This window comes from Waddliaceae bacterium (genome assembly GCA_018694295.1).
Taxonomy (GTDB): domain Bacteria; phylum Chlamydiota; class Chlamydiia; order Chlamydiales; family JABHNK01; genus JABHNK01.
Window position 1 is genome coordinate 36,403 of the sequence record JABHNK010000010.1, and the last position, 22,847, is coordinate 59,249.

A 22,847-nucleotide genomic window follows, 5' to 3' on the forward strand; every position below is an offset into this window, starting at 1 on the left:
CTTTTTTTAACATAAAATTTTTATCCTAACAGGTTTAGTCTATGCTCGGAATAATAAAGAAAATCTTCGGAAGCGCCCAAGAGCGTACTATCAAACGATATCGTAAGACGGTACAGCAGATAAACATCATCGAAGAGGGCTACCAAAAGCTCTCCGATGAAGAACTTAAGAACAAGACAGAAGAGTTCCGTCAGCGTTTCCGCGAAGGAGCTACTGTCGACGACCTCCTTCCCGAGGCTTTTGCTGTAGTAAAAAACGCATGTCGTCGTCTTATCGGCACCGACATCCACATCTCCGGCTACGACCAGAAGTGGGACATGATACCCTATGATGTCCAGCTTGTCGGAGCCATCGCCATGCACAACCAGTCTATCGCAGAGATGCAGACCGGCGAAGGTAAAACTCTTACTGCAACGCTACCGCTGTACCTTCATAGTCTTACTGGTAAATCTGTTCATATTGTCACTGTCAACGACTACCTTGCCACACGCGACTGCGAGTGGATGGGCACTGTTTTCCGCTGGCTTGGGCTTTCTGTCGCTGCCATCACCAACAGCATGGACCACAGCAAGAGAAAAGATATATACAACAGTGATATCGTCTATGGTACGGCATCGGAGTTTGGCTTCGACTACCTCCGCGACAATGCTATGGCGTCGAGCAGCGAACAACAAGTTCAGGGCGAGCATTATTTCGTGATAATCGATGAGATCGACTCTATCCTCATCGACGAAGCACGTACGCCTCTTATCATCTCAGGACCCGTCCCCGTAAGCAGGCAGATGTACGACGACCTCAAAGGCGACGTCTCCGGCCTTGTAAAGCTACAAAGAAATCTTTGTAATAGGATCGCCAGTGAAGCTAGCAAGACAATACAAAGCATGGAAACGCTTCGCAGAAACGGCTCTTTCACCAAAGATAATGAGTCAGAAGAGCGCGCGGCATACCATAAGCTGTGGCTTGTCAGCAAAGGCACTCCACGAAATAGGATCTTAAAGCGTCTTTTAGAAGACCCCGACAAGCGCGCATTAATCGACGAATGGGAGCTTTTCTACCACACCGACCAGAACAAAAAAGACAAACAAAAAGCCCTCTCCGAGCTGTATATCCTCATCGACGAGAGAAGCAGTGAATACGAGCTCACCGACAAAGGCATCGCCACCTGGGAACAGATGAGTTCCGACGACAATGGCGGCGACCCTTTTACTATGCTCGACGTCAGCAGCGCATACATCGATATCGATAATGATACAACACTTTCTGACGAAGAGAAGATACAGAAGAAAGCAGAAGTCCATGAGTCCGACAGCTTCGGTAAAGAACGCTCGCACAACATCCGCCAGCTTCTCCGTGCTCATCTTCTTATGGAAAACGATATCGACTATATCATCCAAGATAACAAGATCGTCATCATCGACGAAAACACTGGGCGTCCACAGCCTGGGCGTCGCTTCTCCGACGGCCTCCACCAAGCCATCGAAGCAAAGGAAAGCGTCGTCGTCCAGAAAGAGACACAGACCTATGCCACCGTTACGCTACAGAACTTCTTCCGTATGTACGAAAGAATATCGGGAATGTCTGGTACTGCTATCACCGAAGCCAATGAATTCCGTGAGACTTACAACCTCGACGTTATGCAGATCCCCACGCACAAAAAGTGTATACGCAAAGACGTCAACGACGAAGTATATATGTCCGAGAGGGAAAAATATAACGCCATCCTCAAGTCTGTCCGTGAGATCCATGGTGAAGGGCGTCCTATCCTTATCGGTACGGAGTCCGTCGACATCTCCGAGAAGCTTTCGCGCATCTTCAAGCAAAACGGCTTACCCCATACTATCCTCAACGCCAAGCACAATGACGGCGAAGCTATTATCATCGCCAATGCCGGTGCTCCTGGCGCTATAACGATCTCTACCAACATGGCAGGACGAGGTACCGACATAAAACTACAAGGCAACGTCGTCGACATCGGAGGTCTTCATGTTTTAGGGACGACACGTCACCAATCGCGTCGTATCGATAGACAGCTCCGCGGCCGCTGTGCTCGCATGGGCGACCCTGGGACTTCGAAGTTCTTCGTATCTTTCGAAGACACCCTTATGCGTCTGTTTGCTTCGCCGAAGATAACGGGGCTACTCCAGCGTTTCCGTCCTCCTGAAGGAGAGCCTATCTCTGCCGGCATCCTCGACAGGGCGATAGAGACGGCGCAGAAACGCGTCGAGCAAAGAAACTATATGATAAGGAAGCATACCCTCCAATATGACGATGTCATGAACAAACAGCGTCATGAGATATATGCTTTCAGGAATAAAGTCCTCCGTAGCGACGACATATGTTCTATAGCAAAAGACCTTATTGCTTCGCTATGTTCCGTAAAAGCCGACGAATATTTCGTTAGCCGCCGACAAGATGGTGGCTGGAACGCCGAAGGATATCGACAGTGGCTTACATCTTCGTTCCCTGTTACGTGCGAAGAGGGATTTTTCGATGGTGACAATCTAACCATCGAAGACCTCGAAGACAAAGCCACCAACGTCCTCATTGAAGCCCTCGACAAAAAGCGTTCCTACGAAAACCAGAAAGTCGCCTTCATCTTCGGCCACGACGCCAATACCGACACTCAGGATTACGCCTCCGATGCTATGCGGCAGCTTATGATCAGGAAGATCGACGAGCGCTGGCAAGAGCATCTGCTTACTATGGACTACCTACGCTCCGAGGTACATCTTCACGCTATAGCACAGAAAGACCCTCTCATCGAGTTCAAACACGAAGCTTTCAGCTTGTTCCATAGACTGAGTAACGACCTACAGACAGACATTGCCGCCGACATCTTCAAATTCAAGATCGCCCCACAATACGAAGGACTCTTCGAGCAACAGGCAGCAAAGATGAACCTCGAAACATCGCGCTCTCTCTTCGACGAGATAAGCGACAACGGACAACAACAGCGAAAGCCTGAAAAAGCTGCTCCCATCCACCATGAAGACCCTAAAGTTCATCGTAACGACACATGTCCATGTGGCAGCGGAAAAAAATATAAACGATGCTGCGGAATAACAAAAGGTCAGGAGTGATCGAGAGTTTTTAGCTTACGCCATCCGAATATAAGGCTTGGAATCCCCAAGATAATGTATACCGGCCATCGCGATGCATTCCACTGTAAAGTGAAAAAACCGTTGTCGGAGAAGAATAGCAGCGCCATTCCAAAGATAAAAAGCGTGCTTCCCAATGAAAGCGCTAACAGCGGTACGATACTATCTTTTTTGGCACCTTCGACGTCTTGTTTCTCGTGGGCTTCTTCAATAGCATTGTCCCACTCGACATCGGTGACTTTTTCTTCGATGTCGCTATTTTCCTTCGCCGCCATATAAGGAGGGTCAGGGATTTTGGTATATTCTTCATCATGACCAGATATATCATATGGAGGGCTCGGCTGCTGACCTTCTTCGTCAGAAGTCGCAGAAAGCTCAGCGCCACAATATGCACAACGCGTTGCATGTTCATGAACTTCACCTTCACAATTCCAACACAGTTTTTTCTTTACCATCGTCTCCATAATATCGCCTCTGATTTAGTATACTTTCTATTCCTACACTATCTTTATAAAGGTTTTTCTTGCAAGGAATTTTTTGTTTGTCAAAAGAGCTGCTAGCAATTAATTATTGCTCTATTCTATACTTCTCATTAAAACAATAACATTCTAACTGCTAAAGCGTTATATGAAAAATAAAACAGACACAGCGCCTCGCCATCACACTCTTCCTCCATGGCTACGGCGCCCTCTTCCTTCGTGCGGTGCTATTTCGTCAACGCGTTCCGTCTTAGAAAAGCATCGTCTTAATACTGTTTGCGAAGAAGCACAGTGTCCAAATCGCCTTGAGTGTTTCTCTCTAAAGACAGCGACTTTTATCGCTATGGGCAAGGAATGTACGCGCTGCTGCTCTTTCTGTGACGTCGGTTTTTCTACAAAGCCTCTGCCTTTAGACCCTTGCGAGCCGAAAAGTCTTGCTTCTGCTATTTATGACCTTTCTCTTCGCCATGTCGTCATCACCATGGTAACGCGCGACGACCTCGATGACGGCGGTGCCAGACACCTCGCCGATATCATCAGTGCCATTCGTCTCCGCAACCCAAAAACCACCATTGAAGTATTAACGTCAGACTTTTGTTACAACACCGACGCTCTCGATATCGTCATCGCTGCTGATCCTGACGTCTTCAACCACAACATCGAGACTGTCGAGGCACTTACTTCTAAAATCCGCCATAATGCTTCATACTCGCGGTCTCTAGATGTCTTGCGTTATGTAAAGAAAATGTCGCCAACAACGACGTTAAAATCCGGTATGATGGTAGGCTTTGGCGAGAGTGCCGACGACATAGAAAAAACTATCCGCGACCTTCACGATGTCGGCTGCGATATAGTCACTATCGGCCAATATCTACAGCCTAGCGATAAGGCAGTACCCGTCGTTGAATTTGTTACGCCAGAACAGTTCAGTTTATATGAATGTTATGGTAAAGATCTTGGCGTGAAACATATGTTCTGCGGCCCTTTTGTAAGGTCGAGTTATCACGCGAAAAATTTTATAAAAAAACAATAAGGTTATCACTATGAAAAACGAAAAAACACCCTTCAAAGACATCCTCGACGATGTTTCTCGTGAGATGTCAAAAAACCATGACGCCGCCATCGACTCCGACGATGCTATATCTGAAGACCTTCCTGTTATCGATATCCTCGACCATGAAATTCTTATGCACCGCGACGCACATTTCGGTGGGAAATTTGACTTCATGCTCGACTATTATCGTCGTGGTGGTAAAGGGGTGTATAATGAATTCGAGGTGTCACGCATCGAAGAGCTCGCCATCATAGAGAAAGACATCGACAAAGACCTTGCAGCCCTCGTCCTTCTTGGCGTCGAAGCCGAAGAAATCTCCCGCGCCAAAAGCGTCTACTCCAAACTTCGTGAACTCTATGAAGGTAAAAACCATTCGACACCATGCCCTAGGCTTATCGCCGATATGATCCTTTCCGAGGAAGAAGACGCGATAAAAGAAACCGAGGCTGTCATTGCAGAAGGTTCTGGTATAGTATCCCCTCTAATCGATCTATTATGCGCCGATGAATTTTACAGCCCTCTTTTTCCAGGATATGGCTTAGCGCCAGCATTAGCAGCACAATGTCTTGGGAAGATCGGTGACGAAAAAGCTATAATCCCTCTGTTCGAAGCTTTGAGCAAAGTGAATTTCTTTATAGAAGACGCTGTTCTCACAGCGCTAGAAAATATCGGCGTTCCAGCGAAAGAGTTTCTCCTCAACGCTGTAAAGGCTATGCCAATATCTAGCGACAATGAACGCGCTGCCATGGCTTTGACCTATTTTAAAGATGATTCTGAGGTGTCAAAGGTATGTTTTGAGATGCTAAAAAATATCGACATAGAAAAACATCCTATGCTTGCGATGTACCTCGTCCTGACATGTGAATCTCTCGACGACAAAAAATGTCGCCAAGAGTTCATCGATATGTCCACGAAAGTTTTAGAGCCTCTACGCCATGACATGTCTATGATATGCCGACGTTGGCAAAAGTAAAGCCGCTATACATAAAAATTGCTGCGTATAGGACGCCTACAACAATTTTTTATACGCTAGCTCCGGGATATTCTGCAGTTTCTTCTTTGGAATATGCAGCGTCTGTCTTCTCAGAAAATACCGGTGCTCTTCCTATGCTGAAGCAGTCGAAGCCTTTATCCGCAAGGTCTTCAGGGCTGTGCTGATTGCGTCCGTCGAAGAAGGCGTTGCCCTTCATAACATCTCGGACCTCTTTGAAGTCTAAAAATCTGAACTGCTTCCACTCTGTCACTAGAGCAATAGCATCGGCACCTGTAGCGGCTTCCAGCTCATTTTCGCACCATGTTATGTTAGTATGGTCGTCGAGGTGCTTCTTAACATTCTCCATAGCAACGGGGTCGAAAAGGCGCACGTGTGCGCCGGCATCGCGTAGCTGCCTGATAATCGTCAATGCTGGAGCTTCTCTGATATCATCGGTGTCTGGCTTAAATGCCAAGCCCCAGATTGCTATCGTCTTGCCTTCGAGTCCATTTTTATCAGAAAAATAGTTTTTCATCTTTTTAACAAGGACGCTTTTTTGTTTCTCATTGACATTATCAACGGCATCGAGGATATGCGTGTCGTGACCATGTTCTTTTGATGTGGCACGTAGCGCCCTGATGTCTTTAGGAAAGCATGATCCACCATATCCTATCCCCGGGTATAGAAAATACGGCCCTATGCGTTGATCTCCGCCCATGCCACGACGTACGTTGTTAACGTCAGCGCCAACGAGCTCACACAGCCCTGAAATCTCATTCATAAACGAAACCCTTGTCGCCAGCATGGAATTAGAGGCGTATTTCGTCATCTCTGCAGAAACTATATCCATTATAACCAATCTGTCATGGCTTAGCATAAACGGTGAATACAGCTCTTTCATAAGAGCAGCAACACGAACATTGTCGACGCCAATAACGACCCTGTCGGGCTTCATAAAGTCCGCGACGGCATTCCCTTCTTTTAGGAACTCTGGGTTTGATACGATGTCGAATTCAATGTCGACACCGCGGCGGCTCAGCTCTTCGGCAACGACGTTTTTCACTGCGGCGCCAGTGCCTACAGGAACAGTAGACTTATTGACGATGACAGTATAGTCAGCAATGTTTTCGGCGACCTGCTTTGATGCCTGTTTGACGTACTTAAGGTCTGCCGAGCCGTCTTCGTCTTGTGGTGTTGGCACTGCGAGGAAACACACCAAAGACTGTGGCACGGCCTCTTCATAGCTCGTTGTAAAGCTTAGCCTTCCGCTCTCTACATTGCGCTTGACGCGCTCTTCGAGTCCTGGCTCATATATCGGTATTATACCATTAAGGAGGTCTTCTATTTTCTTTTCATTATTGTCGAGGCATATAACATGGTGTCCCATCTCTGCAAAGCATGTCCCTGTTACGAGTCCGACATATCCTGTTCCAACTATCAATAATTTCATCATTCTTTCTCCTTTTACAATTTATTGCTATCTGCCTTTTGCAGCCGTTCTACAACATCTTTAACTTTTTGTGAATGCCCTCTTTGTGCTATGAGGAGGGCATCATCGGTCTCAACTATTATTATATTATCAAGTCCTATCGTCGCTATTGTCCTCTTACTTCCTATTATAAGGCTGTTTTTAGTGTCGCATGCGATAACATCTCCGATGGCGACGTTGCCATTATCATCTTTATCTTTAAACTCGTAATAGCTGTCATACGACCCTATATCCGACCATGTAATATCGAGTGGAAGAACTAATACATTCTGGGCTTTTTCCATAACAGCATAGTCTATAGAGATCTTTGGCATAGTAGGGAAGTCGCTATACATCTCATCATATGTCTTCTGGCTACGTTCATATATCTCATTACAATGTTTTTTCATCTCTGCAAGCATCGTCGCTGGCGTGAAGATAAACATCCCGGAATTCCAAAGATAGCATCCTTCGGAGAGGTATTTCTCTGCAGTGGCGCTGTCGGGTTTCTCTACGAAAGCATCGACGACATATACGCTGTCGTCGACAGCGTCGCCTTCTTTAATATATCCATATCCCGTCTCTGGATGCGTTGGCTGTATTCCGAAGATGACGATATGGCCTTTTTCTGCGAAGCTGCCCGCACGGATTACTGCTTCAGCAAACCTGTCTTCTGGTTCTATATGATGATCTGACGTTACAACAACAACAGGTTCGTCGTCGTTGCAGTTTCCGCGCTCAACGACATATTTCGTCGCTAGGGCTATAGCGGGGGCGGTGTTGCGCATAATAGGCTCGACGATAACGTTTTCATTAGGGATATCGGCGATGTCACGCATCTGCTCAACAATGATATCTCTATAATCGGAATTGGTAACAACAAAGATACTTTCGGCATCACAGACCTTAAGCTGCCGCTGTATCGTTTTCTGGAACAATGATGGCTGTCCATCTATATGTAAGAATTGTTTTGGGTGGCTTTTCCGTGATAACGGCCATAGTCTCGTGCCACAACCCCCTGCAAGTATTATAGTTTTCATTGTTACCCCTCAATTATTTATCGCGAACGCCTTCTAATATACACCATCAAAGATTTTCATCACACCTCAAATATATCCAGAAGCCTATCAAGATCGTCAAGGTTATAGTAATCTATTGTTATCGCGCCAACGCCACTTTTGTCTTTAATGGAAACCTTCGTTCCGAGAGCATGACAAAGCCTGTTTTCAAGGTCTTCGATATATTGGTCGCTTGATGGTTTTTTCTTCTGCTGTGTTGTCCCTTCTGCCATCTTCGCTGCTAGGACCTCCGTCTGCCGCACCGTAAGCCCTTGTTTTACAATGCTTTCATGGAGCTTCCGTCGCAATACGGCGCTTTCAAGGAATAGTATCGCCTTGGCATGACCCATTGTTATTTCTCGCCTTGCTAAGCTGTCCTGTATTTCCTTCGAAAGCTTTAAAAGACGAAGATAGTTCGATACCGTCGAGCGCTTCTTCCCTATGCGTCCGGCTATTTCTTCTTGGCTAAAATCAAACTCTTCAATGAGGTTTTGTAATGCGCTCGCAACTTCGATGGGGTTGAGGTCTACTCTCTGTATATTCTCAATAAGCGCCGCCTGTGCAGACTGTATGTCTTCCCATTTATGGACGATTACTGGTATCACCATATGTCCCGCCATCTTTGCAGCACGAAGTCGTCGCTCTCCAGCAACAAGTTCATAGGTGTCGGTACCAGCAATACGCCTCACCGCTGGCGGCTGTATCACCCCTATACTTTTTATCGACTCCACAAGTGATGTTATATCGTCATTGCTGTCATGGCGTGGCTGATATGGGTTTACAAGGATCTTTGCAATCTCAACATCGCAATATTCCGCTATCTTTTCATCAGAGCCTTCATCATAAACGCCCGTCTTGGCATCGTTATCGCAATATGTCGTCATTATATCTTGCTTTTGTTAATATTCTTTGATAATATACGCCTTCGCTAAAGGCAAAATAAAGTACTAACACTCTAAAACAAAATGCGGTTTTTATGAAGAAAAAACATCCAAAGACACCAATAACTACATTAGAAACGAAGTCTTCTCCCGAGGAAAAAGCCTCTCCACAAGAGCAATGCCATGATCTTGTCGTAAAACATGGAATGACGGTATTATATACAATACTGGGGATCTCTTTGCTGATCTTTGTAAGCTACCGCTTCTCTTCGGGGCGCAAAGCAAAGGCAACAAACGACTATTATCAAGCGTCTGTCCTCGCTGAAAGACTACAAAACGATGCTAACGATTCCGGTCTTCTCTATAGCCTACAAGATATCATTGCCAAGCATCCTGAGCTCAACGCCAAATACTCCCCCCTCATAACACAGATCCTCCTAGGGCATGATGATATTGATACCGCCCGCGACTTCGCCGCCGAAACCCTTAACACAACGAGCACTTCCTCTAGCAACTTCTACAAACGATACACGGCTACATCGATCCTAATCGCTGAAGAGCGTTTCCACGAAGCTTTGACTGCTGCTATAGACCTCAAAAATGACGCTCTTAACAATGAAGCGTTCTCTCCAGAAAATGACAATTTCTCTTTCGGAGATACACTCTTCGCCTATAACCTTCTGCGTATCGCCATCCTACATCAAACTTTAAATGAAGCCGAAAACGAAAACATCGCATGGGAAGAGTTTAAAAGATATGGCGACTGGGACAATGACGACACCCCAAACACTACATACCAACAGCTGATGAATGGCTTCAGTGAAGGAAATGTCTCCCTTATTGACTATATCGCTATGCGGCAAGAAAAACTAAACAAGCTACTCTAAAATTAGTTTGCTAATTTTCCCGAAAACATGGTACATAGAGAGTATATAGTCTTTCCTTGTGAAAGCTTATATTTCAAAAACCGTGGATCGCATGGGCAAAAAGGAGGTGACATAAGGCGTTATAGCTCGAACCCACATCTTTTGAAATTCTTTTTTGAGAAAATGAAGCTCGTCGTCAAAACAACGTCGAGAATAAAATATTATACAGAGCTCCGTGGTAGATCGCTTGTCGACATGTTTATTAATAATGATGAAAACGAAATATTAAAAAACATTGTCGAGCGGTTGATTTCACGAAGTCCTTTATGGAGGTATTGGATTACTGTTAGAAATCACTCCGCAGGTCTTCACGGATATCGTGACTACCATAAAACACGGTAAATGTTTTCCGGGGACGCTTGGAAAAAATATCACGTTCAGCAGCCCGCTACACAAAGCGGGCTGCTTTTTTTTAAACCCGATCATTATCAACCCAATGCGCTCCCTCTCCTTCACCATATGTCTTTTTGCAGCAGCACATCTGCTTTGATTCTATCCTCGCGAAGGTTTTAACATTCGCTCGTCTTTCATCTTCGCACCTGTACCGCTGCAAAAGCCCTATGGCAAAGGATAGAGAACACATTGGGTTGACAATAAAGATAAAGAAGAAGAAGGTGATACTTTTTAGACACCATAATATCATACACAATGACAGAAAACGAAGCACTAGTACTCCTTAATAATGTCCCTTCGCTTGGGAATGTGGCCATGCGCACCTTAATAAAAGCATTAGGCTCAGCAAGGGCAGTTGTCGATGCCGATACCGCTGAAATTGCTAACGTTAAAGGTATTAACAGCACCCTCGCGGAAAAAATCACGGCAACAAAAGGCGAAGATCGGTGGAAATGTGATTTATCTCTTGTCGATAAACATGGAATACATTTAATCTCTTACCTCGATTCTTGTTATCCACGTCGCTTGCGTGAAATTTCTAATTTCCCTCTTTTGTTATATATAAGGGGAAGCGTCGATGTAATAGGGAAGCAGGGCATTGCTCTTGTTGGCACGCGGAATCCTTCGTCTTATGGTTATCGTGAGGCGTTGCGTTTTTCTCGAGAGCTTTCGTCGTTAAGCTTTTCTATTATCAGTGGTTTGGCATTAGGAATCGACACTGCCGCACACCAAGGAGCTTTAGACAAGGGTTCTACTTGTGCTGTTATAGGTTCTGGGATTTCTTCTCTATATCCACGGGAGAATGAAGGTCTTGCCGATATGATAGTCGATTGTGGCGGTGCTATTATCAGCGAGTTCCCTATGATGGCGACTCCTGAGAGGCATCATTTTCCGTTAAGAAACCGTATTGTCAGCGGTCTTTCTTCGGCGGTGTTGTTGATAGAGGCTCCGTGTAAAAGCGGCGCTATGCTTACTAGCGAAGCGGCTTGTTCACAGGGACGTCCGTTGTTTACAATTCCAGGACGTCTTGATGACGAGAGTTTTCGTGGAAACCATCGGCTTATAAAAAGCGGGCGTGCTCTTTTAGCAGAAGGCGGCGCCGACATTGCAGAATATTTTAGCGATTTATTTCGCGCTTCTGCTATTACAGTATAGGAAAGCGGATAGTTAGTGTTTAAGAATATTAATCAGGGATGTGATACATTATGGGAAAATCTTTAATCATAGTAGAATCTCCGGCGAAGATAAAGACGCTGAAGAAATTTCTAGGTCCGGAGTTTCTTTTTGAGTCTTCGATAGGGCATATCCGTGACCTTCCTGCGAGTGGTTTTGGCATCGACATCGAGAATGATTTCGAGCCACACTATGAAGCCATCCCCGGCAAAGAAGATGTCATCGCTAACTTGTGTAAAGCCGCCAAGCAGTGTGACACAGTATATTTATGTCCTGACCCCGACCGCGAGGGGGAAGCTATAGCCTGGCATATCGCTTCTATCTTACCTAAAGACTGTAATATCAAGCGTATCACTTTCAACGCCATAACACGCAAAGCTGTTGTTGAAGCCTTAGAACACCCTCGTGATATCGACTATCCTCTAGTCAATGCCCAGCAGGCACGTCGTCTTCTTGACAGGATTGTCGGCTATAAAATTTCTCCTATCCTCGCCCGCCGCATCCAGCGCGGGAAAGGGCGTTCTGTTTCGGCAGGACGGGTACAATCTGTAGCATTAAAGCTCGTCGTCGACCGTGAATACGAGATCGAGGCATTCAATCCTATAGAATACTGGAATCTTGGCGCTATCCTCGGCACCGAAGGGACAAACTCTTCCTTCTCTTCGCAGTTATATTCCGTCGACGGAAAGCGCATCGAAAAAGAAGCTTCCGACGAAGAGAAGTTTATCACTATCAGCGATAAAAACGCCGCCGATAAGATCCTCCTTTCCCTTAAAAATTCTCCGTTTAGCGTCGTTTCTATCGCCGAGAAAGAAAAACTACGCAACCCCGTCCCTCCTTTTATAACGTCAACGCTGCAGCAAGAGGCTAGCCGTCACCACGGATTCTCCTCCGCCAAGACCATGGACATTGCCCAGACTTTATACGAAGGAGTAGACCTCGACGAAGAGGGCGTAGAGGGCTTAATAACATATATGAGAACAGATTCCGTACGGATCTCTCCAGAAGCCCTCGATGAAGCACGAGCTTTTATTAAAGAAGAGTTTGGCGATGAATATCTTCCTGAAAAGCCTCGAGAGTTTCCTACAAAGAAGAGTGCACAAGACGCTCACGAAGCAATACGCCCTTCGAATTTATCGCGCCCTCCTGAAAAAGTCAGAGACTTCCTCTCTAAAGACGAATATCACTTATATTCTCTTGTCTGGGAGCGTTTCATAGCATCGCAGATGAACCCCGCCCGTTATAATACTATGGCTGTAACCATATCAGCTGGCGACGACATTATCCTTCGTGCCAATGGTTCGAAGAGGATCTTCCCGGGCTTTCTTATCGTCTATGAAGAGAAGAACGACGGAGACGCTTCTAATAACAAAGACAACGAGCTTCCAAACCTTGTCGAAGGACAGACTCTTTCTCTCGAAGACGTAACCTCTCATCAGGCTTTCACCAAGCCGCCAGCGCGTTTTTCCGAAGCTTCGCTTGTCAAAGAGCTTGAGAAGTCTGGGATAGGAAGACCTTCGACATACGCTGCTATAATGAACAAAATACAAAGCCGCGACTATACTGTTAAGCAAAACAGAAGACTTCTTCCTACCGAGCTTGGGTGTGTCATCGCCGATCTGCTAAATGCAAGCTTCCCTAAGATTATGGACACAGAATTCACTGCCCATATGGAAGACGACCTCGAGCTTGTCGCCGAAGATAAAAAAGAGTGGAAAGCGCTGATAAAAGAGTTCTGGGAAGATTTCATCCCTACCGTCGAGCTCGCAGAAAAAGAAGCCTTTGTCCCCAAGAAAATGACTGAAATCGACTGTCCTAAATGCGGAGACCACAAACTTCAGAAGATCTGGTCTAAGTCGAAATATTTCTTCGGATGTTCGGGATATCCCGACTGCGACTTCACCGCCGGAAGCCTTGAAGAGCTGGAATTCAACAGAGACGACTATGCCGAAGGTTTCGACTGGGAGCAGAAATGTCCTCTTTGTAAAGATCCTATGATCGTAAGGCATGGAAGATTCGGCGCCTTTCTCGGATGCTCGAAATATCCCGACTGCCGCGGTATCATCAACATCCCTAAAGAAGGAGAGGAAGTCATCGACCAAAAAAACATGCCTTCATGTCCTGCTATAGGATGCGATGGCGTTATCGTAGTCAGAAAATCCCGTTTTGGTAAGACGTTCTTCTCATGTTCTAGCTTCCCTGACTGTAATGTAATCGTCAATGACCTCGACGACCTCGAAAGCAAATACGTTGACTATCCCAAGACCCCTTACGAGAAAAAGAGCCGTAAAAAGAAGGGCGCTGCCAAGAAGAAGAAAAAAGGCGCTAAAGGTAAAAAAAGCGCCACTACAAAGAAAAAGCGCCGCGCGCCTTCTGTCACACCTTCTGCGTTGTCTCCAGAGCTTGCCGCCGTCGTTGGCGCCGACGAGATGCCAAGACCTATGGTTATCAAGAAGATTTGGGAGCATATCAAGAGCCACGACCTACAAGACTCCAAGGACAAAAGATCGATAAACCCCGACGACCTTCTTGCTGCCGTCTTCGGAAGCTCAGAGCCGATAAATATGTTCACGATGATAAAAGCTTTAGGTCCTCATATTAAGAAAAAAGGATCGTGAGAGATCACTTATCATTATTTTCTTTATGAATCAAAGACTCGATGAAAGGTGTTATCTTGTCGAAAGCTTTAAATCGGTGTGATACACGGTTTTTTGTGCTCTCGTCGAGTTCCGCAAAAGTTTTGTCATAGTCGTTCTTAAGGAACAAGGGGTCGTAGCCAAAACCACTACCTCCGCGTCCTTCTTCAAGGACAACACCTTCGCAGCGCGCCGTAACAATATGTTTTTTTCCTCCAGGGCCTATCATGGAAATACAACATTCGAAGAACGCTGCGCGTTGTAAGTCGGCATATCCTTCCATCTCTTCGAGCAGCTTATTTCTATTGTCGGCATCAGTAGCGCCTTCACCGGCATACCTTGCAGAGTAAACCCCTGGAGCCCCGTCTAAGGCAGGGACGACGAGTCCAGAGTCGTCAGCGATAACAAACTCCCCTAAATTTTTAGCGGCGTGTTCTGCTTTAATATTAGCGTTCTCTTCGAAGGTTTTTCCTGTCTCTTCAGGAGCGACATATTCCGGGAAATCACGAAGCGATAAAAGTTCAATATCGGGAACGCTTTTGAACATTTCACGATATTCTCTGATCTTATGAAGGTTGTTGCTTGCTATGATACATCTCATGGGTATTACTCCTCAAAAATATTCTTTACTGATACTATATTATATATCTCATCTTTGAAACGAAAAGTTTCTCCCTCTTTATTCCCAATCATTTCTTCTGCGAACCTAGAACGATATGAAAGAACTCCTTTGTCAGGATCTGCTTCCCACGGCCCCAAGATAGTATACGTTATTTTTTTTCCTTGAGAGTCCTCAAGGTCTACCTTAGTGCCTATATCAATACGATCACTAGCAACATCATCGGCAGTAAGGACCCTTGCCTTGTTGAGCTGCTGCGTCAATGTCTTGAGTTCCCCCTGCAGACGCCTTCTTTTTTCAAGGGCAAACTTATATTCTGCGTTTTCTCTAAGGTCGCCAAGAGCCCGTGCTGCTTCTATTTCTCGAGCATTAGACACTGTCTCGACAGTAGCGATGTGTTCTATGCGTTTCTGCATGGCATTGAATCCTTCCTGTGTCGCCCACATGACATCATCGACTTCATCATTACCAGAACCCTCTTTTTTAATGTCGGGGTTTGCAACTTCCGCTAAAGAGCGTAGAATTTTGATGTCGTGCTCACTGAAAGAACGACACTTTGTCACAAGAAGTAAGATCTCGTGAAGATATTCGATATCAGCGCCTGCGAGAGCCTCACGGACGACGATATAACGTTTTGCTGTAATAATAGAATACATCTTTTTTACAAGATCTTTGTATTCCTGACCTTTTTCAGCTTCGTTGAGTACCATCAAAAACCTTTCAAAGAATTTTTTCTGCAAATCTTCATCGTCGAAAAGACGGTCTTCTTTATTTATAACCTTCTGAAAATACCATACGAATGCCCGTGGGTTTTCGATAGAATGGTCCAAAAGAGTCATTATCTTTTCTCGCAACGCCGTAATGTCTTCTTCAGCAGCGAGCTCACCAAAGGCATAGTCCTTAAGAGCGCTCTGCTTAAAAGAAAAAAGAATGTCGAGGAATCTTTCTTTCCAGTCATCACAATTTTTTCTGATGATGACAAGGATGCGTTTCTTCAAAGCAGAAACTTCTATGTCTTGTATAACAGAAGCTACGTCTTTGATGCCGACGACAGAATCGACAAGTTCGTTGTCGCGTTTTTCATCACGGAAAAATTCCTTGAGAAGAAGTCTTGCTTGGAGCTCTGCAACAATGTCTGCTTTGTCATCACTGACAATCTCTTCGAGGGCTTTCTCAATAACTTGTGACGTTTTTTCGTCTTTAAGAACCTCGGGGAAATCTCTCATGAAATTATAGCAAATAGCAATGAGTTCCTTGTTATTTTTTGCCTTGGCGACACTCTCTTTACAACGCTCTTCATGTAGAAGTTCTGTGCTTCGGATTTTAAAACAACCGCGGACACTCTTTGGCGTCTCGATCATCGTATCTTTTTTTATCTTAGAGCGAGCTACCTGCCACCACTTCGTCCAGTCGCCCGCGGGGATGACAAGCTCGTAAAGCTCTTCTTTGATATCGACAGCAGTCTTAGGCCCTAAATCACTAAGAAGCATGCGTATAACCTTCGAAGGGTCTTTGCGTGCCTCCTCTTCTAGGTCGTCAGGAAAGCCAAAGCGCTGTGAAAGGAAGTGTTCCTTCGGTATTGGGATAAGACTCTTAAACGCCGTCTTAAAAGCAACGTCTTTGCGGCCGACAACATTCTCAAACTCAATAGTGAACTGCTCGCGCATCAATGAAAGCTCTATAACTTCCCCTACTCCCCACCCTCCAGTATGATAAACGAACTTGTTCTCGTCCATATGAGTGAGAAGCTCGTAGTTAGAAAGGGAGCTCTGAAAGTCTTTCTTATGCCTGAGGCCTATAAGTCGTATCTTCTCGTTAAAATATTTGTGGTCACCATAGCGCTTTTTCAAGATATTATAAGCTAGAGCAGCAAGTGCCGCGGTGTTCGTCGTTTCAATATCAAAGATAAGTTTAGCGATATCATAAGAAATCGCCTCGTCGCTTATCGTCTCCCATAAAGGCACTATAAGCTCAACATCGCTACCAAAGGGCTTTGCAAGAGATGACTCTTTTATTGCTTGTAAAATGCTTTTAAGTTCTTCGCCCTCAATAATATCACATATGCAATACTCTTCCCACAAACCCCTCAATTCCTTGATATCGTTATCTTCGATATGACGAAGGAATTCTTTCAAATAGCTCATATTCAACATCCTATTTTTTAATCTTTTACTTTCTCGCCTATTTCATGGCAATGATAATATCACCTACAACAATTGTTCTCAATGAGAAAAAGTACTTCTATTCTTGAGAAATTATATTTTTTTTTGTACTATCACAGACAACATATAATATCACGGAGTATTCCTTCTATGGCCGAAGAAAAACATAAAGCAAAAATAAAGAAAACCGTTGCTGCTGCTTCATCAACTACGAAAGAAAAAAGCCCTCGCAAAAAAAAAGCTAATGCCGAGCCTCCCATCTCCAACGAAGAGCTTAAAACTATGTTCCTCAACATGAAAAAACAGAGCGCGGATCTCAAGAAACAAACCGACGAGCTATATGACACTTTCACCAAAGTAACAGGGAAAACCCCGAAAGAACTTGAGCGCCTTATCTCCGACGAAAATAATTTCTCTGAAAAAGACTGGGGGAAAATTCAAAAACTTAAGATCGAGCAAGAAAAAGAATTTGAGAAGCTATACAAAAAGATAGGCCTCGACTACAAAAAAATCAAAGAGAAAAAAGAACACAAAAAGACCGCAAAACGCCGCTCCCGACTAAGGAAAAAGAATAAAAACTGGATACCAGTAAAATAGACCCTCGATAAAAAAAATATCTACCTCATACCAAAAAATAGCATATACGGATCTTTGCACCATGATAAGCGTCACCATACTGACAAAAAATAACGAGCAAACTATCGCCGAAGTCCTTACGTCAGTACAAGTCTTCGATGATGTCGTCGTGCTCGACACAGGATCTTCCGACGACACCATGACAATAGCGCGAAGCTTTCAGAATGTCACCGTCTACGAAACCCCCTTCTCTGGCTTTGGGGCTTTACACAACAAAGCTTCACAAAAAGCACAAAACGACTGGATTTTGTCCCTCGACAGCGATGAGGTCCTCTCCAAAGAGCTGCATGATGAGATAATGACAACAAACCTCGATGCCACAGCAGTATATTCCTTTCCTATGTACAACTATTTCAATGGAAAGGTAATAAAAGGGTGCGGTTGGTATCCCGATAGACATGTCAGAATATACAACAAAACAACAACGAGCTTCTCCGACGACGACATCCACGAAAAAATCATCGATAACGGCATGGAAAAGGTGCTCCTGAAAAATCACGTCAAACACTATTCCTATAGATCATTATCGGATTTTCTCGATAAACTTCAACGATACAGCGACCTCTTCGCACAGCAAAACAAAGGTAAAAAAAGATCTTCTTTCTGTAAAGCCGCTGGACATGGCTCTTTTGCTTTTGTCAAATGCTATTTTTTAAAACGTGGCGTTTTTTACGGATACGAAGGTTTTATGATATCATTCTACTACGGCCTCCTGGCCTTCTACAAATACCTCAAGCTTAAAGAGATAAATAAGGATTCATAGCGATGTTTTCCATCTTACTATATCATCGCGTCGGAACTAGCAGGATTTCCAATAACTACAACCTTCTTCGTGACCATTTTTCCTACATTGCCGACAACTATGCTATCATTCTTCCTGGCGAGCCAATCCCCCGTAAAACTCCTGCTTTATGTATAAGCTTCGATGACGCCTCTTTCGACTTCTACCAATATATCTTCCCCCTTCTTCAGAAGCTTAACCTCCGCGCGCTGCTTGCTGTTCCTGTGAAATATATCGTCGAAAAATCTTATGTCGACACGGCAACGAGACTATCCATCCCTCACTACGAAGCTATGAACGACGGTATATACGACAGCAAGGCCCCTTATTGCTCATGGGAAGAGATCGAAGAGATGGTCGCTTCGCAGCACGTCGCCATAGCATCACATTCGTATTCTCATGCAAACATAACACTGCCAGGAGTAGACCTTGATAAAGAAGTTATCTTCTCAAAAGAGCTCCTGGAACAGCGTCTAAAATGCCCTGTAACATCTTTCGTATATCCTTTTGGGAAAACGTCTCGCGACATTCACGCTTTCGTTTCAAAACATTACGCTTATGGCATGAAGATCAGCGGTGCAGCAAATAGAAGCTGGGAAAATAACAATGGACTTCTTTATCGCAGATGCTGCGATAGCCTTACACACCATCTACAGCCGTTTTCAAAGGCAAACCGCTTTGGCGCTACAGCAAAATATTTCATTAATACCATGAGATAAAAGACTATCTCGGAGCGTACACCTTTTCCATATCGTCGAGCATCTTATTAAAAGAAAATTGCTCTACAACAAGGTCCTGGGCACTTTTTCCCATCGCATTGCGAAGTTTCTCGTCGCCATAAAGCTTCATAATAGCCTCTGCGACGTTTTCCGGCGAATGTGTCGGAACGATAAAACCCGTTTTCCCGTCGATACATACCTCTCCGAGGCCTCCGACATTCGTCGTTATCATGGGTTTCTTAAGAAATCCTGCCTGCAATGACGCCTGGCTTACGCCCTCGTTGCCCGTGCTCAGCAGGGTGAAAATGTCCATGGCTGCTATTGCCGTCTGTGGCTTCTCGATATATCCCGTGAAGATTACAGTATCCTTAAGACCAAGGTCGTCTCTCATCTTCAAAAAAACCTTTTCACTAACGCCATTACCAACGATTGCCCACTTAATGTCGGGGACTTCCTGTAATATCTTCGCGGCTTTTAGCATATCAAAGACACCCTTCCAACCACGTAAAATACATGCCGTACCGACAAGGATATCGTCTCTGCCAACACCAAGGTCTTCGCGGAATTTCTTCACCTCGGAGATATCGACATCAAGCCTGCGAGGGTCTACACCAGTAGGGACAGAACGACAACGCTCAATAGAAATCTTTGCTTGTTTTCTGATAAGATCTGCAGCGTATTCGCAGGTAGTGACGACGTCGTCAGCAAGAACACGATACAACAAAAAGCTGTTAAGCCCTTTTTTTATCGCCGTAGAAAGATGGCGCGTCCTCACAACCTTACAGCCTACGATTTTTCCCGCTATGCCAGCAAGCCACGCATCTCGTGAAGAATGGGTGCTAACAACATCGATGGCATGACGTTTAATCACCGACATCAAAGTCTTCAAACAGGTATACCACCGCCCCCAGCGCAATGGAAGCTCATAGACAGTGAATCCCGCTCGACGAGCAGGCTCAACAAGACCACCGTTTTCTTGTATGATAAAAATAACGTCGTGACCGCGTTCGCGTAAGCCCTCAGATTCGCGAAGAATGCGAATCTCTTGGCCTCCCCATCCCGGCGACGCTTCAGTATGAAGAATATGCATAATTAAGCCTCCAAATAATTAAACCCATGATTGAGCCCTATATTTCCTTTAGCGCCATAGGGTTAGGCAAGATAGCTCAGTGAACGACAAGCGAATAGTTGTAACTATTCGCGAGGAGTAAAATGAGCCAGATTGCCCAACCATATGGATGCTATAGGAAACAGGACCTTTTTCTTCTAAAAAGCGATAGTAAAAAATATAAGCTTATGAAGATAAATATCTTAAGCCCTTACTATTTCTTGTTGTTTTTATTTACCCTTTTGCTATTATTTGGCTTCACCATATATCTTTTTGCAGCAGCACATCTGCTTTGAATCTATCCTCACGAATGTTTTAACATTCGCTCGTCTTTCATCTTCGCATCTGTACCGCTGCAAAAACCATATGGCAAAGTATAGGTCACAATCAGGGGTTAAAGACCTAAGAATGCATGTTCTCCATTAAAAATTCAATACTGATGTTACGCGCTAATCTTGCTTTAGTGGTGTAGCGAAAGGGACAAGATGCAAGTACTTCCGACGAACCAAGCTCCGAAGAGCTGGGTGAGAAGGAATACGTAGCAGATTGTTCCTTGCAGCACGCCAATAAAGTGAGAGTTGCGCGTAAGGTCAGTTCAACAATCTAAAGTTCGGACTTCTTACGGAACATCCTTATTACACTCTTGACGCCAACAGCAGCAGCGATACCTACTACAAAAGTCCATGTCGTCATAAGAAGACTAAGCAGCGCACCACCAATCAATACTATCTTAAACCATCCGTGTGTCTGGTAATATTCCTTAAGCTTATAAAGTATCGTTGGGATATCGTCAGTGAAATACATCCCCAACAAAAGGCCTATAAGACCAAGGCCCGCTGGAGCATTAAACCACGTCAAGACAACGCCAAAAACAACAAGCACAATGAGTATCGACTCAAACCTGTTCGTTAATGTGTATTTGTATATCTCTGTTACTGTCTCGCTATCTTTAAGCTCGTAAAGCTTTTCTTGTAATTTTTCTTTTACGCTACCTTCATGTTCTTCTGGCGGCTGTTCTGTTTTATTAACATCTTTTGACATTGCTTTTACTCCTTGTTTTCTACATAAAAAATATTTGCCTCATCCTTTCTAATAGTATGAAACCATGTTCTTGAATTCAATATATTTTTTTACCTCTTTTTTTTATCTCCTTTTTTTATATATTAATTGGTGTTTTTATGAGCAAGAGCGTATTATCTCATTGATGTTATGGAGATTGTGTATATAATATGAAAAAAATCTTTCCGCTAGATTGTATTATTAAAATTCTCAAGGGAGCCATTGCCGCTGTTATCATAGCGACAATTTTCGCATTTGCCACCAATTCATCATATGCAACGTCCTATACCGCCGAAGCTTCAACATCATCATTACCCAATACAGCCTTCCCTTTTCCGCAAGAAGCTTACGACGCCATCGGTGATGGCATTCTATCGCTAAACCATACAATCTTCGCGATGAAAATCCCCGACCTAAGCCACGATATCTTGTTCCACGGCCTAAACGCTAGGCCAGACATCCCCAACGACACACCACAAATAATATTATCTCTTAGCGGTTCTTCTGATATTATATGCGCCGCATCAGAATCGAAAATCTTTCTCGTATACGATGACTCCACCTTCCCCGGAAGATACATCGCCGGCGACGACACATCCCCGCTGTCGATAATACCAACATACACCAACGGCGGCGCTGTAATCTCAACATCACTAGTCGATGATGCCGGCAACGACGTCGAAGACACTGCCAGCATCGCCACTTTCGAACTCTTAGAAAGCCCATTAATAACAGAACAGGCGTCGTGGGAGGTCGGAACATACCGCGCCGACGCTGGCATCCTAGCGCGCCAGCGCGCACGATGGTTCGGAAAAGACCGCTTCTTAGAACACCACGGCGGTGAAGAATATAACTACACCACAGGGCGCGAACGCATCGACTTCGGCGATGGCGAAGAAGCATACCCATTATTCGTAAAAAAGGGAGACTATTTCTTCTGGGAAGATGACAAATGGATCGCCCCATCAAAAACATCATCATCACAAGGAAAAGCTCTTCTTGCCATCGCAAGTGTCGAAGAAAAACTTATCCATATAGACCTTTGGAATGACACAGGAACGAAAAAACTTCCTCTTACGATAATAAAATCCAGCAGTGTTTGGTCGCCACATATCATACAACATGAAATCTCCTTCCTCGGCGCCAAAACAAAAATACAGGCTATCGTTGAGATCAGCAAAGAACGTATGATCTTAAATAATCAAGACTGGGTCCTACGCTCAGACAACAAATGGTCCGTCATTAAAACACCAAAAAATATCGACGAATATGTTATGAATGCCGTCACCGGAGAGCTGTTCGTCGTCGGCGACATAATAAGAAAAGACGGAAAACAATTCCTTGAAGGGACTCTGTTCAATCGCGCAAAAACTGAGACTGTAGAGATGGCTATACCACTACAAGCCTCTATTCAAGACCACAGACAAGCATATGACTTCCCAGCAAAAACACCACCACAAACACAATCGACAACGCCAACACACAAAGTAAATACAGAAGAACAAGAACTAAAAAGAAAAGAATACGAAGAAAGAAAAAAGCGTGGTAGACCTCCTCTAATAAAGCTTCACGATACCATACGTGGAGCATTACAAGAACAACAAGAACAACAAGAATAGCATAC

At 44.6% G+C, this 22,847-nt stretch carries 18 protein-coding genes; 10 read left to right on the forward strand and 8 right to left on the reverse strand.

The window, feature by feature from the left end:
- Window positions 1-41: 41 nt before the first annotated feature.
- Complete coding sequence (gene secA, locus HN980_01280; GenBank protein ID MBT6928117.1) at window positions 42-3,080, forward strand: preprotein translocase subunit SecA; 3,039 nt, start codon at window positions 42-44, stop codon at window positions 3,078-3,080.
- Here secA and HN980_01285 read toward each other — a convergent pair.
- Window positions 3,071-3,562, reverse strand: coding sequence for a hypothetical protein (locus HN980_01285; protein ID MBT6928118.1), 492 nt, complete (start codon window positions 3,560-3,562; stop codon window positions 3,071-3,073). The genes secA and HN980_01285 overlap by 10 nt on opposite strands.
- 163 nt (window positions 3,563-3,725) lie before the next feature.
- On the opposite strand from HN980_01285, the gene lipA reads away from it, so the two are divergent.
- Window positions 3,726-4,610, forward strand: a complete 885-nt coding sequence (lipA, locus tag HN980_01290) for a lipoyl synthase (GenBank protein MBT6928119.1) — start codon at window positions 3,726-3,728, stop codon at window positions 4,608-4,610.
- 10 nt (window positions 4,611-4,620) lie between these two features.
- On the forward strand, window positions 4,621-5,604 hold the full coding sequence (locus HN980_01295; protein ID MBT6928120.1) for a HEAT repeat domain-containing protein: 984 nt from the start codon (window positions 4,621-4,623) through the stop codon (window positions 5,602-5,604).
- Between the two features lie 49 nt (window positions 5,605-5,653).
- Here the strand turns inward: HN980_01295 and HN980_01300 are convergent, their stop codons facing one another.
- From HN980_01300 to HN980_01310, 3 genes are read right to left on the reverse strand one after another with little or no spacing between them, the layout of a single operon-like run.
- Entirely contained in the window at window positions 5,654-7,054 is a 1,401-nt protein-coding gene (locus tag HN980_01300; GenBank protein ID MBT6928121.1) for a UDP-glucose/GDP-mannose dehydrogenase family protein, read from the reverse strand.
- A 14-nt stretch (window positions 7,055-7,068) separates the two neighbouring features.
- Window positions 7,069-8,112 carry a mannose-1-phosphate guanylyltransferase/mannose-6-phosphate isomerase gene (locus HN980_01305; GenBank protein MBT6928122.1) on the reverse strand — a complete coding sequence of 348 codons (1,044 nt, stop codon included), beginning with the start codon at window positions 8,110-8,112 and terminating at the stop codon, window positions 7,069-7,071.
- 59 nt (window positions 8,113-8,171) lie between these two features.
- Window positions 8,172-9,014 carry a ParB/RepB/Spo0J family partition protein gene (locus HN980_01310; protein MBT6928123.1) on the reverse strand — a complete coding sequence of 281 codons (843 nt, stop codon included), beginning with the start codon at window positions 9,012-9,014 and terminating at the stop codon, window positions 8,172-8,174.
- Window positions 9,015-9,106: 92 nt separating this feature from the next.
- On the opposite strand from HN980_01310, the gene HN980_01315 reads away from it, so the two are divergent.
- The 3 genes from HN980_01315 (at window position 9,107) to topA (ending at window position 14,121) form a co-directional block, all read left to right on the forward strand.
- Window positions 9,107-9,898 (forward strand): hypothetical protein, encoded by a 792-nt coding sequence (locus tag HN980_01315; GenBank protein ID MBT6928124.1) that lies wholly within the window; start codon window positions 9,107-9,109, stop codon window positions 9,896-9,898.
- A gap of 747 nt (window positions 9,899-10,645) precedes the next feature.
- A complete protein-coding gene (gene dprA, locus HN980_01320) occupies window positions 10,646-11,485 on the forward strand; it encodes a DNA-protecting protein DprA (GenBank protein ID MBT6928125.1) in 840 nt (279 codons plus the stop codon).
- Between the two features lie 50 nt (window positions 11,486-11,535).
- Window positions 11,536-14,121 carry a type I DNA topoisomerase gene (topA, locus tag HN980_01325; GenBank protein MBT6928126.1) on the forward strand — a complete coding sequence of 862 codons (2,586 nt, stop codon included), beginning with the start codon at window positions 11,536-11,538 and terminating at the stop codon, window positions 14,119-14,121.
- Window positions 14,122-14,125: 4 nt separating this feature from the next.
- Here the strand turns inward: topA and HN980_01330 are convergent, their stop codons facing one another.
- Window positions 14,126-14,740 (reverse strand): XTP/dITP diphosphatase, encoded by a 615-nt coding sequence (locus HN980_01330; GenBank protein ID MBT6928127.1) that lies wholly within the window; start codon window positions 14,738-14,740, stop codon window positions 14,126-14,128.
- Between the two features lie 5 nt (window positions 14,741-14,745).
- Complete coding sequence (locus HN980_01335; protein MBT6928128.1) at window positions 14,746-16,902, reverse strand: transcript cleavage factor; 2,157 nt, start codon at window positions 16,900-16,902, stop codon at window positions 14,746-14,748.
- Between the two features lie 168 nt (window positions 16,903-17,070).
- Here HN980_01335 and HN980_01340 point away from each other — a divergent pair, with 168 nt between their 5' ends.
- The 3 genes from HN980_01340 (at window position 17,071) to HN980_01350 (ending at window position 19,056) form a co-directional block, all read left to right on the forward strand.
- Window positions 17,071-17,517 (forward strand): hypothetical protein, encoded by a 447-nt coding sequence (locus HN980_01340; GenBank protein ID MBT6928129.1) that lies wholly within the window; start codon window positions 17,071-17,073, stop codon window positions 17,515-17,517.
- A gap of 61 nt (window positions 17,518-17,578) precedes the next feature.
- Window positions 17,579-18,319 (forward strand): glycosyltransferase family 2 protein, encoded by a 741-nt coding sequence (locus HN980_01345; protein ID MBT6928130.1) that lies wholly within the window; start codon window positions 17,579-17,581, stop codon window positions 18,317-18,319.
- Between the two features lie 2 nt (window positions 18,320-18,321).
- Window positions 18,322-19,056, forward strand: a complete 735-nt coding sequence (locus HN980_01350) for a polysaccharide deacetylase family protein (protein MBT6928131.1) — start codon at window positions 18,322-18,324, stop codon at window positions 19,054-19,056.
- Between the two features lie 4 nt (window positions 19,057-19,060).
- Here the strand turns inward: HN980_01350 and HN980_01355 are convergent, their stop codons facing one another.
- The gene (locus HN980_01355; GenBank protein ID MBT6928132.1) at window positions 19,061-20,146 is read right to left on the reverse strand and encodes a glycosyltransferase family 4 protein; all 1,086 of its coding nucleotides are present in this window, start codon (window positions 20,144-20,146) and stop codon (window positions 19,061-19,063) included.
- A 621-nt stretch (window positions 20,147-20,767) separates the two neighbouring features.
- Entirely contained in the window at window positions 20,768-21,205 is a 438-nt protein-coding gene (locus HN980_01360; protein ID MBT6928133.1) for a hypothetical protein, read from the reverse strand.
- A gap of 188 nt (window positions 21,206-21,393) precedes the next feature.
- Here HN980_01360 and HN980_01365 point away from each other — a divergent pair, with 188 nt between their 5' ends.
- Complete coding sequence (locus HN980_01365) at window positions 21,394-22,842, forward strand: hypothetical protein (protein MBT6928134.1); 1,449 nt, start codon at window positions 21,394-21,396, stop codon at window positions 22,840-22,842.
- The last annotated feature ends 5 nt before the right edge of the window (window positions 22,843-22,847 follow it).

Coding starts and splice junctions, on each gene's coding strand:
- HN980_01355 (MBT6928132.1), bottom strand. CDS start 20,146: ATGCATATTCTTCATACTGAAGCGTCGCCGGGATGGGGAGGCCAAGAG.
- HN980_01340 (MBT6928129.1), top strand. CDS start 17,071: ATGGCCGAAGAAAAACATAAAGCAAAAATAAAGAAAACCGTTGCTGCT.
- HN980_01315 (MBT6928124.1), top strand. CDS start 9,107: ATGAAGAAAAAACATCCAAAGACACCAATAACTACATTAGAAACGAAG.
- HN980_01305 (MBT6928122.1), bottom strand. CDS start 8,112: ATGAAAACTATAATACTTGCAGGGGGTTGTGGCACGAGACTATGGCCG.
- dprA (MBT6928125.1), top strand. CDS start 10,646: ATGCGCACCTTAATAAAAGCATTAGGCTCAGCAAGGGCAGTTGTCGAT.
- HN980_01360 (MBT6928133.1), bottom strand. CDS start 21,205: ATGTCAAAAGATGTTAATAAAACAGAACAGCCGCCAGAAGAACATGAA.
- secA (MBT6928117.1), top strand. CDS start 42: ATGCTCGGAATAATAAAGAAAATCTTCGGAAGCGCCCAAGAGCGTACT.
- HN980_01285 (MBT6928118.1), bottom strand. CDS start 3,562: ATGGAGACGATGGTAAAGAAAAAACTGTGTTGGAATTGTGAAGGTGAA.
- topA (MBT6928126.1), top strand. CDS start 11,536: ATGGGAAAATCTTTAATCATAGTAGAATCTCCGGCGAAGATAAAGACG.
- HN980_01350 (MBT6928131.1), top strand. CDS start 18,322: ATGTTTTCCATCTTACTATATCATCGCGTCGGAACTAGCAGGATTTCC.
- HN980_01335 (MBT6928128.1), bottom strand. CDS start 16,902: ATGAGCTATTTGAAAGAATTCCTTCGTCATATCGAAGATAACGATATC.
- lipA (MBT6928119.1), top strand. CDS start 3,726: ATGAAAAATAAAACAGACACAGCGCCTCGCCATCACACTCTTCCTCCA.
- HN980_01295 (MBT6928120.1), top strand. CDS start 4,621: ATGAAAAACGAAAAAACACCCTTCAAAGACATCCTCGACGATGTTTCT.
- HN980_01345 (MBT6928130.1), top strand. CDS start 17,579: ATGATAAGCGTCACCATACTGACAAAAAATAACGAGCAAACTATCGCC.
- HN980_01310 (MBT6928123.1), bottom strand. CDS start 9,014: ATGACGACATATTGCGATAACGATGCCAAGACGGGCGTTTATGATGAA.
- HN980_01365 (MBT6928134.1), top strand. CDS start 21,394: ATGAAAAAAATCTTTCCGCTAGATTGTATTATTAAAATTCTCAAGGGA.
- HN980_01330 (MBT6928127.1), bottom strand. CDS start 14,740: ATGAGATGTATCATAGCAAGCAACAACCTTCATAAGATCAGAGAATAT.
- HN980_01300 (MBT6928121.1), bottom strand. CDS start 7,054: ATGAAATTATTGATAGTTGGAACAGGATATGTCGGACTCGTAACAGGG.